The sequence below is a fragment of the Streptomyces typhae genome, from assembly GCF_009755605.1.
Taxonomy (GTDB): Bacteria; Actinomycetota; Actinomycetes; order Streptomycetales; family Streptomycetaceae; genus Streptomyces; species Streptomyces typhae.
The window spans coordinates 91765-106687 of sequence record NZ_WPNZ01000010.1; the positions used below are offsets into that span (position 1 = coordinate 91765).

The following is a 14923-nucleotide window of genomic DNA, read 5'->3' on the forward strand; positions in this document are numbered from 1 at the left end:
GGTCCGTGTGCTCTGTGTCCGCTGCCGCCTACGAGCGGCGTTCGATATACTGAACGCTGTCTCTGGTGATGAATCTTCGGGGGCGGTCGTACTATTTCTCGTCGGACGTGAGGGGTCAAGGGCGATGTCTGCTGGGGAGACGGGCGGGGGCGCACAGGTCAAGTCCGCGGTGCGGACGGTGGAGTTGCTGGAGTTCTTCGCGGGCCGGCCCGGCATGCACGCGCTCGCCGACGTCCAGGAGGCCGTCGGGTACCCGAAGTCCAGCCTCTACATGCTGCTCCGCACCCTCGTCGAGCTGGGCTGGATCGAGACGGACGCGACCGGGACGCGGTACGGCATCGGCGTGCGGGCGCTCCTAGTCGGCACGTCGTACATCGACGGCGACGAGGTCGTCGCGGCGGCCCGCCCCACCCTCGACCGCCTCTCGGACGACACCACGGAGACCATCCACCTCGCCCGTCTCGACGGGACGAACGTGGTGTATCTGGCCACGCGCCAGTCGCAGCACTATCTGCGCCCCTTCACCCGCGTGGGACGGCGGCTGCCCGCCCACTCCACGTCGCTCGGCAAGGCGCTGCTCGCCAGCCACACCGACGAGCAGGTCCGCAAGCTGCTGCCGCAGACCCTGCCGTCGCTCACGGAGAACACCATCACCGACCGCGAGCAGCTCATCGAGGAGCTGCACACGGTGCGCGAGCAGGGCTTCGCCGTGGACCGCGAGGAGAACACCCTCGGTCTGCGCTGCTTCGGCGTGGCCATCCCCTACCGCACGCCCGCCCGTGACGCCATCAGCTGCTCGGTGCCGGTGGCCCGGCTCACGCCCGCCCACGAGCAGATGGTCAAGGACGCGCTGTTCGACGCCCGGGACCGGCTGACGCTGGCCACGCGCCGCCTCTGACGGGAGCGCGCTGCGTGCGACGGTCCGGGGCGCCCGGCGCGGGAGGGCGCGGCGCGAAACGACCCCGCGCGGGAGGGCCCGACGCGAAACGGCCCCGCGCGGAAGGGCCCGACGCGAAACGACCCCGCGCGGAAGCGCTCCGCGTGCGGCACGCCGTCGCGGTGCTCGCCGGGCGGCGCACGCGGCGGCGGTGGATCCATCTGGTCCTCGGCGGCGCGGTCTCCATGCCGTACGTGTTCGTGGGCTCGGCCCTGGCCGGGCCGCTGCTCGGCGAGGGCGTCATGTTCGGCTCCTTCGCCTCCCAGCTCCTCTCCTTCGCGTTCGGGCTCCCGCTCGCCGCGGTCACCGCGCTGTTCCCGCTGACCCGGCCCATGTCGGTGGCGGCGGTGCGGGCGCTGTGCGACGTGCCGGACGCGGCGCTCGCCGACGGGCCGCCGCGGTCACGGGCCGCGCGGGGGCGCACCATGGCCTGGTTCACGCTGCACCTCGGCCTCGGCGGGATCGTCAGCGGGATGACGCTCGCCCTGGTGCCGTTCGCCGCGTTCCTGCTCGCGCTGCCCGCGACCGTGGGGCTCGCCGGCTCCTGGATCGGCTTCCCCGAGGGTCTCCTCGGGCCCTGGACGCTGCTGCTCGCGCCGGTCGTCGGTGCGGTGTCCCTGGTCGTGCTCGCGGGGTGCGCGGCGGGGGCGGGCGGGCTGCTCGCGCGGTGGGCGCCCGCGCTGCTCGGGCCGACGACCGCCGACCGGCTCGCCGAAGCCGAGCGGCGCGCCGCCGACCTCGCGGTCCGCAACCGCCTGGCCCGGGAGCTGCACGACTCGGTCGGCCACGCGCTGAGCGCCGTCACGTTGCAGGCGAGCGCGGCCCGCAGACTCCTCGACCGGGACCCGGAGTTCGTCCGCGAGGCCCTCGCCGCCATCGAGGACACCACCCGGCGCACGGTCGGCGAGCTCGACGCCGTCCTCGGGGTGCTGCGCGAGGGCGGCGAGCGCGGGCGCGACGGCCACGCGGCGCCCGCGCCCACGCTCGACGCCGACCTGGACGGCCTCCTGCGCCGCACCCGCGCGGGCGGCCTGCGCGTCGACGCCACCGTCGACCTGGGCGGGCCCGGGGACGCGGCGGCGCTGCCCGCGATGGTGTCCCGCGAGGGCTACCGCATCGTGCAGGAGGCCCTGAGCAACGTGCTCAAGCACGCCGGGCCCGGCTCCGGGGCGACGCTGCACGTCCGGCTCGACGGCTCCGGCCTGGAGATCGTCGCCGAGAACCCGCTCCCGGCCGGGCCGCGGCCGTCCGCCGTCCGCACGGGCGGCGGCCACGGCCTGCGCGGCATCGCCGACCGGGCCCGCCTCCTCGGCGGCACGGCGGAGACAGGCCCCGCCGCGGCCTCCGACGTCTCCGGCACCGGGGGCACGGGCGGCACCGGCGTCTGGCGGCTGCGCGTACGCCTGCCCCTCCACGGGCCACCCACGACCACGCCACGTACGAAGGAACGGACCCCATGACCGGCACCGCCTCCCCCGCCCCGCTGCGCATCGTGCTCGCCGACGACGAGCGCATGGTGCGCACCGCGCTGCGCGCCATCCTCGCCGCCGAGCCCGATCTGGAGGTCGTCGGCGAGGCGGCGACCGGCGCCGAGGCGGTGTCCGTGGTGCGCGAGCTGCGGCCCGACGTGGTGCTCATGGACGTACGCATGCCGGAGGTCGACGGCATCCGCGCCACCGAGCAGATCCTGCGGGACATGGAAGGACCGCCGCGCATCGTCGTCGTCACGACCTTCGAGAACGACGCGTACGTGTACGAGGCGCTGCGGGCCGGGGCGTCCGGGTTCCTGCTCAAGCGGGCCGAGGCCGAGGCGCTCGTCCAGGCGGTGCGCCTGGTCGCGCGCAGCGACTCGCTGCTGTTCCCGGCGTCGGTGCGGGCGCTCGCCGAGGCGTACGCGCGCGCCGAGTCCGCCAGGCCCCCCTGGGTGGCGCGGCTCACCGGGCGGGAGAGCGAGGTGCTGCGGCAGATGGCGGCGGGGCTCACCAACGCGGAGATCGCCCGCCGGATGGAGGTCGGCCCGGCGACGGTGAAGACGCATGTGGCGGCGGTCCTCGCGAAGACGGGGGCGCGGGACCGCACCCAGGCGGTGATCGCGGCGTACGAGGCCGGATTCATACGGAACTCATGAACTGCCCGGTCCATGAGGAGTTCCTGAGAAAACGGACACCTCGGGGCAAGAGGGGAACGAAAGGCCGCGGGGCGCTCGTCCTTTCGTGAGATGAACAAGACGATCAGGCACGCCTCAGTCTTCGCGCTGCTCCTGGTGCTCTCCCTGCTCCTGCGGGCCACCTGGGTGCAGTTCCACGACGCGAAGGCCCTCGCGGACGACAAGCTGAACCGGCGGAGCGCCATCGAGCAGTACGCGTACCCGCTGGGCGACATCATCGTGGGCGGGGACGCCGTCACCGGTTCCCGGCGGACGGCGGGCGGTGACCTCGCGTACCAGCGCACGTACAAGAACGGGCCGCTGTACGCCGCCGTCACCGGCTACAGCTCGCAGGTGTACGGCGCCACGCAGCTCGAGGGCATCTATAAGGACCTCCTCGACGGCACCGACAACCGGTTGCAGGGCCCGCTGGACACGCTGACCGGCAAGCGCGCCGACCCCGGTGACGTCCTGACGACCATCGACCCGGCCGTGCAGAAGGCCGCGTACGAGGCGCTCGGCGACAAGAAGGGCGCGGCCGTCGCCGTCGACCCGAGGACGGGGCGGATCCTCGGCATGGTGTCCACGCCGTCGTACGACCCTTCGAAGATCAGCGGCTCCACCGATTCCGCGGCGTGGCGGGCGCTCACATCGGACGAGGACAAGCCGATGGTGAACCGCGCGATGCGCCAGCCCCTGCCGCCCGGTTCGACGTTCAAGCTGGTCGTCGCCGCGGCCGCCCTGGAGGACGGGCTCTACGGCTCCGTCGACGAGGGCACTGCGAGCCCGAACCCGTACCCGCTGCCCGGCACACGGACCGTCCTCAAGAACGAGAACGCTTCCGCGCCCTGCGAGAACGCGTCGATCCGCACGGCCCTGCGGTACTCGTGCAACAACGTCTTCGCCAAGATGGCCGTCGACCTCGGGCAGGACAAGGTGAAGGCGCAGGCGGAGAAGTTCGGCTTCGACGCCGACAAGCTGGACGTGCCCGTGCGGGCGGCGAGGAGCGGCTACCCCTCGGACATGGACGAGGCGCAGACCGCGCTGACCGGCATCGGCCAGTTCGACGTGACGGCGACGCCGCTTCAGATGGCCATGGTGTCCGCCGCGATCGCCGACGGCGGGGAGCTGGCGGCGCCGCACCTGGTCTCGAAGGTCACCGACGCCGACGGGAACGTGCTGCGGGACTTCGGCGACGGCGACTCCCGGCGGGTCCTTCGCGCCACCACCGCCGAGGGGTTGCAGTCGGCCATGGAGACGGTGGTCGAGAAGGGGACGGGGACCAACGCGCGGATCGCCGGGGCGCGGGTGGGCGGCAAGACCGGTACCGCCCAGCACGGCGAGAACAACTCCCGGACCCCCTACGCCTGGTTCACGTCCTACGCCAAGGGCGACTCCGGCAAGGAGGTCGCCGTCGCGGTGATCGTGGAGTCCTCCGACGCGGCACGCTCCGAGGTGAGCGGCAACGGCCTCGCGGCCCCCGTCGCCGCCGCGACGATGCGCGCGGCGCTGCGCTAGGGGGGCTTCTGCGTACCCGCCGCTACCGCGCCGGGATCTTTCCCACCCGCCCACCCGTTTCCAGCCACCCACGAGCTTCCGGCCCCCCGAGCCGCCCCACGGCCGTCAGGCGTCCGCGGACCGTCTCCGGACCCCAGCCGGGTCAAGGCCGCCAGGACGGCTCGCGGCCGCTCAGTGCCACCACCTGCTCCAGGAGCGGGGCCTCGTCGCGGACCGGTACCGGTGGGCCGAACAGGGTGCCCCGCGCGTCCGGTGACTCCGCCGCCGTGGCGGAGACCATCGCGTGCGAGACGGCGAGGCTCGCCGCGTCGGGGGCGTACTCCTGGCCCGTGGCGCGGGCCAGGTCCCAGCCGTGCACGACGAGTTCGTTCAGGGCGATCACGCCCGCGACGTCACCGGTGAGCTCGACGCCGCCCGCCCTGGTGTCGCCGGTCCACGCCGCCGGGTCCCGCCACACCGCGGCGAGGTCGTCGAGCGCGCGCGGCAGCTCCTCGCGCCAGTCGGGGCCGATGTCCGGCAGGGTGCTCGACGGGTCGGTGTCCGTCGTCGGCCCGAGCCGTTTGCGGCCCGCGTCGGCGAAGGCGGTGGCGAGGCCCGTGATGTGGCCGAGCAGATGGCGCACCGCGTAGTCCGGGCAGGGCGTCGGGCCTTCGAGCCGGTCGTCGGGGACGGCCTCGGCGAGGCGTGCCACGAGCCGCGTCTGCGGTCCGAAGTCCGGCAGGTCGGCCGGGTTCTCTGAGATGTCCGACATCAAGGTCTCCTCGGGGTGGTGCGTGCGGTGCCCGGCGGGGGGTTCTCGGGCCGTGTGCCGTAAGGCTTCCTCCCCAGGGGACTCCTCTCGCGCCCCGGACTCATCGGCGCTCCCTGAGGCATTCTCCCGATCCGCGGCGGGGGGCCTCAGCTTCAGCATCGACCGCATGCCGATGACGGGACGCACGCCGACGCCGAGCCTCGTACGGGTCCTGCGGGACCGCAACGCGGGGCTCTACCTGGGGGCGGTCGTGGTCTCCGGATTCGGGAGCTTCGCGATGATGCTGGTGGCGAGCGTCTGGGTGAAGGAGCGCACCGGCTCCGACGGGCTCGCCGCGCTGTGCGTCCTTGCGGTGTGGGCGCCGCTACTCCTCGGCCCTCCGCTCGGCGCCCTCGCCGACCGCGTCCGCAGACGGCCGCTCCTGGTCGCCGCGAACGCGGGGCTCGGGGTGCTGCTGCTCGCGCTGTGCGGGGCGGGCGGCGCCGACTCGGCGGCGGGCGTGTGGGGGCTGCTCGCCGTGCTCGTGGTGTACGGGGCCTGCGGGGTCGTCACCGACGCCGCGGAGGCCGCCCTGGTGGCCGGGGCGGTCGACAAGGAGCTGCTCGGCGACTTCAACGGGCTGCGGATGTCCGCGAACGAGGGCATGAAGCTGCTCGCGCCCCTCGCCGGGGCCGCCGCGTTCACCGCCTGGGGCGGCCCCGCGGTGCTGCTGCTCGACGCCGTCACCTTCGTCCTGGCCGGGTGCCTGTTCGCGCTGCTGCGGGTGTCGGAGCGCCGTCCGACACCCGGCCCGCGCGGCTGGCGGGAGCAGACCGCGCAGGGGGCCCGCCGGTTGTGGGGCGACACGCGGCTGCGGCCGCTGGTCGTCGCGGGCGGGCTCACCATGCTGTCGTCGGGGCTCGGTGGCGCCCTGGTGTACGCGCTCGTCGAGGCGCTCGGCCACTCGCCCGCGTACACGGGTGCGCTGTACGTCGCGCAGGGCGCCGGGTCCGTCGCCGTCGGGGTGACTTCGGGCGCCCTGCTGCGGCGGTTCGGGGACCGGCGGTTCGCGGGTGCCGGGATCGCGCTGACGTCGCTCGCGGCGGTGCTTCAGGCGCTGCCCTGGGACGCGGCGGTCCTCGTGGGCTTCACGGTGAACGGCGTGGGGCTGCCGTGCGTGCTGATCGCCGCGCTGACGGCGGTGCAGCGCCAGGTGCCGCACGCGCTCGCCGGCCGGGTGGCGGCCACCGCGAACACGGTCCTGTTCGCGCCGACGGCTGCCGGGGTCGCGCTGGGCGCCGCGCTCGTCGGGCCGGTCGACCACCGGCTGCTGCTGTGCGGGCTCGCAGGGGCGCGGCTGCTGCTCGCCCTGCCCCTGCTGGGGTCCGGGCGCGGGCCTGCTACCGCACCTCCGCCCGGCGCTGGATGGTGGCGGCGGCCTGCGCGCGCTGGAGTTCGGTCGGCTCGGCGATGGTCGCGCCGTGGGTGGCGCCGGGCACGGCGTGGCGGTGGGAGTGGCGGTGGGAGTGGCGGTGGCTCTGCGTGAACCGCTCCGCGCTCCACGGGTCGTTGCGGCCGTGGACGGCCATCATGCGCGGCCAGCGTGCGGACGCCGCCCGTGGGCGGCGAGTGGTGCGCGGATCGTGGCCTTCGTCATCCGGCCCCCGACAGGGCCCGCCCGACCAGGGCGAGGCGAGGTCGTCGTCCGGTGCCCGCTGGGAACGCGGAGCCGGGAGGCGAGAGGGGCTGAACGCGCCCACGCCAAGCCGCCGGGACGGCCCGGCCAAGCGGCCAAACCCGCGACTCGGAGCGGATTCACCGCTTCCGCGCGCCCCTTGACGGCACAGGACTGCGCTCCCTAGCGTGTCCATGGATGTGAACACCATACATGAACGCGTACGAGGAGATCACCGCATGCCCGCTCCCCGCACCGTCCTGCTGACCGGCGCCGCAGGCGGTCTCGGCACCCTGATGCGAGGCCTGCTGCCCGCCTACGGCTACGACCTCAGGCTGCTCGACCTGCGGCCCGTCGACGGCGAGCCCGACGCCCTCACGGTGGACCTGGCCGACCGGGCCGCCCTGCGCGAGGCCGTGCGCGGCGTCGACGCGGTCCTGCACCTCGCCGGGATCTCCCTGGAGTCCACCTTCGAGAAGATCCTGAAGGCGAACATCGAGGGCCTGCACCACCTCTACGAGGCCGTGCGCGAGGAAGGCGTCCCCCGGGTCGTCTTCGCCTCCTCCAACCACGCCGTCGGCTGCACACCGCGGCCGGTGGGCGACGACCCGCTGATCCCCGTCGACACCCCGCGCCGCCCGGACACCCTCTACGGCTTGTCGAAGTCCTTCGGCGAGGACCTGGCGCAGTTCTACTGGGACAAGCACGGCGTCGAGACGGTGTCCGTACGCATCGGTTCCTGCTTCCTCGAACCCGCCGACGTACGCATGCTGTCGGTGTGGCTGTCGCCGGGCGACGGGGCACGCCTGTTCCACGCGGCGCTCACTGCGCCGGACGTCGGCCACACCGTCGTCTACGGCTCGTCGGCCAACACCCGGCTGTGGTGGGACCTGGGACCGGCCCGCGCGCTCGGCTACGCCCCGCAGGACGACTCCGAGCAGTTCGCCGAGAAGCTGATCGCGGAGCACGGCGAACTCGACCCGGCCAACCCCGAGCACACCCGCCTCGGCGGCCGCTTCTGCGTGAATCCGCCAGTGTGGCCGTATTGAGTCTCGTCCTTGGAGTTGACGGTTCCGTACGCCTCACGGTGGGGGCGGGTCAGACCGTGGTCCGACGTGGCCCCACGCGGCGCTGGCTAGCGTGAGCTGTCATGACACGAACCCGAATCGCCGTGCGCGGACTCGCCGTTGCCGCCGCGATCGCCGTGGCGCTCGCCGTGCCGCTGCCGGCCACGGCCGTGGCGCAGCCCGCTCCGGCCCCCGCGGCCGTGACCGCCGCGAGCACCGCGAACGACACGGACACACCCGCGCCCCGCACCGCCCTGCCCCGCCCCACCGGCCCGTTCGCGGTCGGCCGCGACACCCTGCACCTGGTCGACAAGAGCCGCAAGGACCCGTGGGTGCCCACGGCGAAGGCGCGGGAACTGATGCTGTCGCTCTACTACCCGGCGCACGCGACGGGCGGGCGCCCCGCCCCGTACACCTCCACCGAGGAGGCCCGGCTGCTCCTGGAGGCGTTCGAGGTCGACACGTCCGCGGCCGCGGTGGGCGCGACCCGCACCTACGCGCGGACCGGGGCGAAGCCCGTCGGCGGGCGCTTCCCGCTGGTGGTCCTGTCGCCCGGGATGACCGCGCCCCGCTCCACGCTGACGCATCTCGCCGAGGACCTGGCGAGCCGGGGCTACGTCGTCGCGACGGTGGACCACGCCTATGAGTCGGCCGGCACCGCCTTCCCCGGCGGGCGGATCCTGACCTGCCTCGCGTGCGAGCAGAACCAGGACCCCGGGAGCGGCAAGGCCATCGCCGCGGTCCGGGCGAAGGACCTGTCGTTCGTCCTCGACCGGCTCGTGGGCCGGGCGGCCGTCTGGCGGCACTCCGGCCTGATCGACGCCCGGCGGATCGGCATGGGCGGGCACTCCATCGGCGGCGCCGCCACGGTCGCCGTGATGAACACCGACCAGCGGGTGCGGGCGGGCATGAACATGGACGGCGGCATCCAGGTCATGCCCGACGGCCTCGGCAAGCGCCCGTTCCTGCTCCTCGGCACCGAGCGGACCGTCCAGGCCGACGACCCCTACACCTGGAAGAGCGCCTGGCCCCGCTTCGAGGGCTGGAAGCGGTGGCTGACGGTCGCCGGGTCCGGGCACTTCACCTTCACCGACGTACCGGTCCTCTTCGACCAGCTCGGCGTGGACGACCCCACCGCCCCGATCTCCGGTCCGCGGGCCGAGCAGATCACCCGCGCCTACATCGCCGCGTACTTCGACCGGCACCTGCGCGGCACCGAGCAGCCGCTGCTCGACGGGCCCACGGCCGCACACCCCGAGGTCGGATTCCACCAGCCCTGACACCGTCGCTTTCCGGCCGTTCGACCCCCCGTCCGAACGCCAAGCGGGCAGCAAACGGGCACGGCGAGCCCGGCGACGGGCCCATGATCAGCCCGCCCCGCAGGCAGCCGCCTCGCCAAACGGGCGGATACGGGCATCATCGGGCCCGCAGCGCACCTGGCCACCCCTCTCCCTCGGGCTGTAGAACTTCCTGCACAGGGCCCGAACGGGCAGCACGCGGAAGTGAGGTCTCCGGAGGCACCGGGGAGAGGGGTGGGTGGCGTCCATGACGGCGGAGGAACGCCAGCGGCAGATCGTGCGCGCGGCCCGCCGCTCCGGGTCCGTGGACGTCACGGTGCTCGCGGCCGAACTGGGCGTCGCGAAGGAGACCGTACGCCGCGATCTGCGCGCCCTCGAGGACCACGGCCTGGTGCGCCGCACCCACGGCGGGGCCTACCCCGTGGAGAGCGCCGGCTTCGAGACGACCCTCGCCTTCCGCACCACGATGCACGTGCCCGAGAAGCGCCGCATCGCCGCCGCCGCGGCCGAGCAGCTCGGCGACGCCGAGACCGTCTTCATCGACGAGGGCTTCACCCCACAGCTCATCGCGGAGGCCCTGCCGAAGAACCGCCCCCTGACCGTGGTCACCGCCTCCCTCGCCACCGCGGGCGCGCTCGCCGGGGCCGACCACGTCACCGTGCTGCTGCTCGGCGGCCGGGTGCGGGCCGGGACCCTCGCCACCGTCGACCACTGGACGACCCGCATGCTCGCCGGGTTCGTGATCGACCTCGCGTACATCGGCGCCAACGGCATCTCCCGCGAGCACGGCCTGACCACCCCGGACCCGGCGGTCTGCGAGGTGAAGGCGCAGGCCATGCGCGCCTCGCGGCGGACCGTGTTCGCGGGCGTGCACACCAAGTTCGGTGCGGCCAGCTTCTGCCGCTTCGCGGGCGTCAGCGACCTGGAGAGCATCGTCACCAGCACCCAGCTGCCCGCGTCCGAGGCGCACCGCTACTCCTTGCAGGGGCCGCAGGTCATCCGGACCTGACCGCCCGCCCACCCCCTTCCCCCCAAAGCCCCCTACACCCCGCACCCCGCACGCCTTCCCCCCTACACCCCTCCGCCCGCCACCGAGGCCCACCGCGCCCACTCCCAGGGCAGCCGGTGCGGCACCCCATGCCCTCAGTCGCACCGAAACGACCCTCTTGCCCCCACTGTTCAGGAGCGATTCATGCGAACCCACAGCCGACGGAGGTCACGGCGGCTGCTCGTCGTGACCGCCGCAGGGACGCTGCTCGCCCCGCTGCTCTCCGGCTGCTGGGCCGGGGCGGGCGGGACCGGTTCCGGCGGCAACTCCATCAACGTCCTGATGGTGAACAACCCGCAGATGGTGGAGTTGCAGAAGCTCACCGCCGACCACTTCACCAAGAAGACCGGCATCAAGGTGAACTTCACCGTGCTGCCCGAGAACGACGTCCGCGACAAGATCAGCCAGGACTTCGCCAACCAGGCGGGCCAGTACGACGTGGCGACGCTCAGCAACTACGAGATCCCCATCTACGCCAAGAACGGCTGGCTGCACGAGCTCGGCTCCTACACCCGCGAGGACCGCGCCTTCGACCAGAACGACATCCTGCCGCCGATGCGCCAGTCCCTCACCGGCGAGGACGGCAAGCTCTACGGGCAGCCCTTCTACGGCGAGTCGTCCTTCCTCATGTACCGCAAGGACGTCTTCGCGAAGAAGGGCCTGACCATGCCCGAGAAGCCGACCTGGCAGCAGGTCGCCGACCTCGCCGCGAAGGCCGACGGCGCGCAGAAGGGCATGAAGGGCATCTGTCTGCGCGGGCTGCCCGGCTGGGGCGAGGTGATGGCGCCCCTGACGACGGTCGTCAACACCTTCGGCGGCACCTGGTTCGACAAGGACTGGAAGGCCCGTCTGGACTCCCCCGAGTTCGAGCGCGCGACCCGCTTCTACGTGGACCTCGTCCGCGAGCACGGCGAGTCCGGCGCCGCCCAGTCCGGGTACGCGGAGTGCCTGAACAACCTCACCCAGGGCAAGACCGCCATGTGGTACGACGCCACGGCCGCCGCCGGCTCCCTGGAGGCCGCGGGGTCCCCGGTCAAGGGCAGGATCGGCTACGTGCCCGCGCCGGTGGACAGGACCGCGAGCTCCGGCTGGCTCTACACCTGGGCCTGGGGCCTTCAGAAGGCCTCGCACAACCCCGACAAGGCCTGGAAGTTCATCTCCTGGGCATCCGGCAAGGAGTACGAGCAACTGGTCGGCGAGAAGATCGGCTGGTCCAATGTGCCCGCGGGAAAACGCTCCTCGACATACGAGAACCCGCGGTACCGCAAGGAGGCGGGCGCCTTCCAGAGCGTCATGCGCGCCGCCATCGCCGACGCCCGCCCCCGCGACCCGGGCGTGCAGCCCCGGCCCGCGCCGGGCATCCAGTTCGTCGGCATCCCCGAGTTCACCGACCTCGGCACCCGCGTCTCGCAGGAGATCAGCGCGGCCATCGCCGGACGCCAGTCCGTCGAGTCGGCCCTGGAGAAGTCCCAAGAGCTCGCCGAGAAGATCTCCGAGGAGTACGAGGGCCGATGACCGCCACCACCACTCCCCCACCCACCCGCGCACCCGCGCGGACAGCGGCGTCACGCCCCTCCGGGCGGCTGCGCGCCTGGGCCACCCGGGCCCCGCTGCTCCCCGCCCTGATCTTCATGATCGCCGTGACCCAGCTGCCGTTCGTGGCCACGCTGGTGATCTCCTTCTTCGACTGGAACGCGCTCTACCCCGACGCCCGCTCCTTCACCGGCTTCGCCAACTACCAGGAGGTCCTCACCGACGCGGACCTGCGCAAGTCGGTGTGGACGACGATCCTGCTGACCGCGACGGTCGTCCTCGCGAGCCTCGTCATCGGCCTCGGCCTCGCGCTGCTCCTCGACCGGAGGTTCCGCGGCCGGGGCGTCGTGCGCACGCTGCTCATCGCACCGTTCCTGCTCGTGCCGGTGGCCGCGGCGCTGCTGTGGAAGCACGTCCTCTACAACCCCGAGTACGGCCTGTTCAACGGCGTCCTGCACTGGGTCGGCGGAGACGGCGCGAGCCAGCCCGACTGGATATCCAACACCCCGCTGATCGCCATCGAACTGTCCCTGATCTGGCAGTGGACGCCGTTCATGATGCTGATCCTGCTCGCGGGCCTGCAGAGCCGGGACACCGAGCTGATCGAGGCGGCCCGCATGGACGGCGCGAACAACTGGCAGGTCTTCCGCCATCTCACCCTGCCGCACCTGCGCCGCTACCTGGAACTGGGCGCCCTGCTCGGTTCGATCTACATCGTGCAGAACTTCGACGCCGTCTTCACCATCACCTCGGGCGGCCTCGGCACCGCGAACCTGCCCTACACCGTCTACCAGAGCTTCTACCAGGCCCACGAGAACGGCCTGGCGTCCGCCGCCGGTGTCCTCGTCGTCATCGGCTCGATCATCATCGCGACCTTCGCGCTCCGCGTGGTGTCGTCCCTCTTCCGCGAGGAGGTGTCCCGCGCATGAGCGACGTCCGCGTGAGCGACATCCGTACGAGCGGCGCACCCGCGCACCGCACCCGGCCCGGCGCCCGGCCGCCCGAGGCGCTCCGCACCCGGACCCGGGGAGCGGGCCTCACCCTCGCCGCCTGGCTGGCCGGGCTGCTCTTCTTCCTGCCCATCGCCTGGATGGCCCTGACGTCCTTCCACTCCGAGCAGGACGCGGCGACGAACCCGCCCTCGGTCGCGGCGTCCCTCACCCTGGACGGCTACCGGGAGTTCTTCGGCTCGGGCGGCGGCGCGAGCCCCTGGCCCTCGCTCATCAACTCCTTCGTGGCGTCGACGGCCTCGACCCTGCTCGTCCTCCTCCTGGCGCTCCCGGCGGCGTACGCCCTGTCGATCCGCCCGGTGAAGAAGTGGACGGACGTCCTCTTCTTCTTCCTCTCCACGAAGATGCTGCCGGTCGTCGCGGGCCTGCTGCCCATCTACCTCTTCGCCAAGAACACCGACTTCCTGGACAACATCTGGCTCCTGGTCATCCTCTATACGTCGATGAACCTGCCGATCGCCGTCTGGATGATGCAGTCGTTCCTGTCCGAGGTGCCGGTGGCGATCATCGAGGCGGCGCAGATCGACGGCGCCAGGCTGCCCACGATCCTCACCCGCGTGGTCGCCCCGATCGCGCTGCCCGGCATCGCCGCGACGTCCCTGATCTGCTTCATCTTCTCCTGGAACGAGCTGCTCTTCGCCCGGGTCCTGACGGGTGTGGTCGCCCAGACGGCACCCGTCTTCCTGACCGGCTTCATCACCAGCCAGGGCCTGTTCCTCGCCAAGGTGTGCGCCGCGTCGCTCATCATCTCCCTGCCGGTGCTCGCCGCGGGGTTCGCCGCCCAGGACAAGCTGGTCCAGGGCCTGTCGTTGGGAGCCGTCAAGTGAAAGCCGCCATCATCGAGTCCGTCGGCAAGGCCGTGGTCGGCGAGGTGCCCGACCCCACGCCCGGACCGCGCGACGTCGTCGTGGAGGTCGCCGCGTGCGGCATCTGCGGCACGGACCTGCACATTCTGCAGGGCGAGTTCGCGCCGACGCTGCCGGTGGTGCCGGGGCACGAGTTCGCCGGACAGGTGGTCGGCCTGGGCAAGGACGTCACCGAGGTGTCGATCGGCGACCAGGTCGCCGTGGACCCCTCCCTGTACTGCCACGAGTGCCGCTACTGCCGTGACGGCCACAACAACATGTGCGAGCGCTGGGCCGCGATCGGCGTGACCACGGCGGGCGGCGCCGCCCAGTACGCGGTCGCACCCGTCGCCAACTGCGTACGCCTCCCCGAGCACATCCGCACCCAGGACGCCGCCCTCATCGAGCCGCTGTCCTGCGCGGTGCGCGGCTACGACGTGCTGCGCACCCGGCTCGCGGCGCACGTCCTGATCTACGGCTCCGGGACCATGGGCCTGATGATGCTGGAGCTCGCCAAGCGCACCGGCGCCGCGAGCGTCGACGTCGTCGACCTCAACGCCGAGCGGCTCGCCACCGCGCGGCAGCTCGGCGTCACCGGGGCCGGGGCCAGCCCCGACGAGCTGGACCGCCCGCAGGGCTGGGACGTCGTCATCGACGCCACCGGCAACGCCGCCGCCATCCAGGACGGCCTCGACCGGGTCGCCAAGGCCGGCACCTTCCTCCAGTTCGGCGTCGCCGACTACGCCACCCGCGTCACCATCGACCCCTACCGCATCTACAACCAGGAGATCACCATCACCGGCTCCATGGCCGTCCTCCACAGCTACGAGCGCGCCGCGGAGCTGTTCGCGCGGGGGGTGCTCGATCCCGATGTCTTCATCAGTGACCGGTTGCCGCTGGCGGAGTATCCGCAGGCGCTCGGGAAGTTCGCGGCGGGCGAGGGGCGGAAGATCGTGGTGGTGCCGTAGGGGCGGCCGGAGGGGCTGGGTGTTCCAGCCCGTCCGGCGTTTGAGGACCGGGGGTCCAGGGGGCGGAGCCCCTTGGTTACGGGAAAGGGGCGGGTCCGGGACGCCCCCGCGAGGGCACCCACCCGCACCCCGCCCAGAAAACCCCCGG

13 protein-coding genes and 1 pseudogene are annotated in these 14923 nt (G+C 72.9%); 12 read left to right on the plus strand and 2 right to left on the minus strand.

The window, feature by feature from the left end; genetic code table 11:
• Nucleotides 1-124: 124 nt before the first annotated feature.
• From GPA10_RS19445 to GPA10_RS19460, 4 genes are all read left to right on the plus strand, one after another.
• Nucleotides 125-898, plus strand: coding sequence for an IclR family transcriptional regulator (locus GPA10_RS19445; RefSeq protein ID WP_157166614.1), 774 nt, complete (start codon nucleotides 125-127; stop codon nucleotides 896-898).
• Between the two features lie 143 nt (nucleotides 899-1041).
• The gene (locus GPA10_RS19450) at nucleotides 1042-2397 is read left to right on the plus strand and encodes a sensor histidine kinase (RefSeq protein ID WP_343041109.1); all 1356 of its coding nucleotides are present in this window, start codon (nucleotides 1042-1044) and stop codon (nucleotides 2395-2397) included.
• Nucleotides 2394-3065, plus strand: a complete 672-nt coding sequence (locus GPA10_RS19455; RefSeq protein WP_157166615.1) for a response regulator transcription factor — start codon at nucleotides 2394-2396, stop codon at nucleotides 3063-3065. The genes GPA10_RS19450 and GPA10_RS19455 overlap by 4 nt, the downstream gene beginning before the upstream one ends.
• 90 nt (nucleotides 3066-3155) lie before the next feature.
• The gene (locus GPA10_RS19460; protein WP_157166616.1) at nucleotides 3156-4601 is read left to right on the plus strand and encodes a peptidoglycan D,D-transpeptidase FtsI family protein; all 1446 of its coding nucleotides are present in this window, start codon (nucleotides 3156-3158) and stop codon (nucleotides 4599-4601) included.
• A 142-nt stretch (nucleotides 4602-4743) separates the two neighbouring features.
• Here the strand turns inward: GPA10_RS19460 and GPA10_RS19465 are convergent, their stop codons facing one another.
• Nucleotides 4744-5352: a TIGR03086 family metal-binding protein gene (locus GPA10_RS19465; protein ID WP_157166617.1), complete on the minus strand. Its 609-nt coding sequence runs from the start codon at nucleotides 5350-5352 to the stop codon at nucleotides 4744-4746.
• Nucleotides 5353-5524: 172 nt separating this feature from the next.
• On the opposite strand from GPA10_RS19465, the gene GPA10_RS19470 reads away from it, so the two are divergent.
• The gene (locus tag GPA10_RS19470; RefSeq protein ID WP_157166734.1) at nucleotides 5525-6877 is read left to right on the plus strand and encodes an MFS transporter; all 1353 of its coding nucleotides are present in this window, start codon (nucleotides 5525-5527) and stop codon (nucleotides 6875-6877) included.
• Here the strand turns inward: GPA10_RS19470 and GPA10_RS43730 are convergent.
• Nucleotides 6801-7217, minus strand: a pseudogene (locus GPA10_RS43730) (hypothetical protein); the annotation flags it as partial. The gene GPA10_RS19470 and the pseudogene GPA10_RS43730 overlap by 77 nt on opposite strands.
• Before the next feature lie 28 nt (nucleotides 7218-7245).
• Here GPA10_RS43730 and GPA10_RS19475 point away from each other — a divergent pair.
• From GPA10_RS19475 to GPA10_RS19505, 7 genes are all read left to right on the plus strand, one after another.
• Complete coding sequence (locus tag GPA10_RS19475; protein WP_157166618.1) at nucleotides 7246-8055, plus strand: NAD-dependent epimerase/dehydratase family protein; 810 nt, start codon at nucleotides 7246-7248, stop codon at nucleotides 8053-8055.
• A gap of 101 nt (nucleotides 8056-8156) precedes the next feature.
• On the plus strand, nucleotides 8157-9353 hold the full coding sequence (locus tag GPA10_RS19480; RefSeq protein ID WP_157166619.1) for an alpha/beta hydrolase family protein: 1197 nt from the start codon (nucleotides 8157-8159) through the stop codon (nucleotides 9351-9353).
• Between the two features lie 265 nt (nucleotides 9354-9618).
• Nucleotides 9619-10380: a DeoR/GlpR family DNA-binding transcription regulator gene (locus tag GPA10_RS19485; RefSeq protein WP_157166735.1), complete on the plus strand. Its 762-nt coding sequence runs from the start codon at nucleotides 9619-9621 to the stop codon at nucleotides 10378-10380.
• Nucleotides 10381-10563: 183 nt separating this feature from the next.
• Nucleotides 10564-11934: an ABC transporter substrate-binding protein gene (locus GPA10_RS19490; RefSeq protein WP_157166620.1), complete on the plus strand. Its 1371-nt coding sequence runs from the start codon at nucleotides 10564-10566 to the stop codon at nucleotides 11932-11934.
• Nucleotides 11931-12881: a carbohydrate ABC transporter permease gene (locus GPA10_RS19495; RefSeq protein WP_058851552.1), complete on the plus strand. Its 951-nt coding sequence runs from the start codon at nucleotides 11931-11933 to the stop codon at nucleotides 12879-12881. The genes GPA10_RS19490 and GPA10_RS19495 overlap by 4 nt, the downstream gene beginning before the upstream one ends.
• Nucleotides 12878-13789 (plus strand): carbohydrate ABC transporter permease, encoded by a 912-nt coding sequence (locus GPA10_RS19500; RefSeq protein ID WP_246259440.1) that lies wholly within the window; start codon nucleotides 12878-12880, stop codon nucleotides 13787-13789. Before GPA10_RS19495 ends, GPA10_RS19500 begins: the two co-directional genes overlap by 4 nt.
• Nucleotides 13786-14775: a zinc-dependent alcohol dehydrogenase family protein gene (locus tag GPA10_RS19505; RefSeq protein ID WP_058851553.1), complete on the plus strand. Its 990-nt coding sequence runs from the start codon at nucleotides 13786-13788 to the stop codon at nucleotides 14773-14775. Before GPA10_RS19500 ends, GPA10_RS19505 begins: the two co-directional genes overlap by 4 nt.
• The last annotated feature ends 148 nt before the right edge of the window (nucleotides 14776-14923 follow it).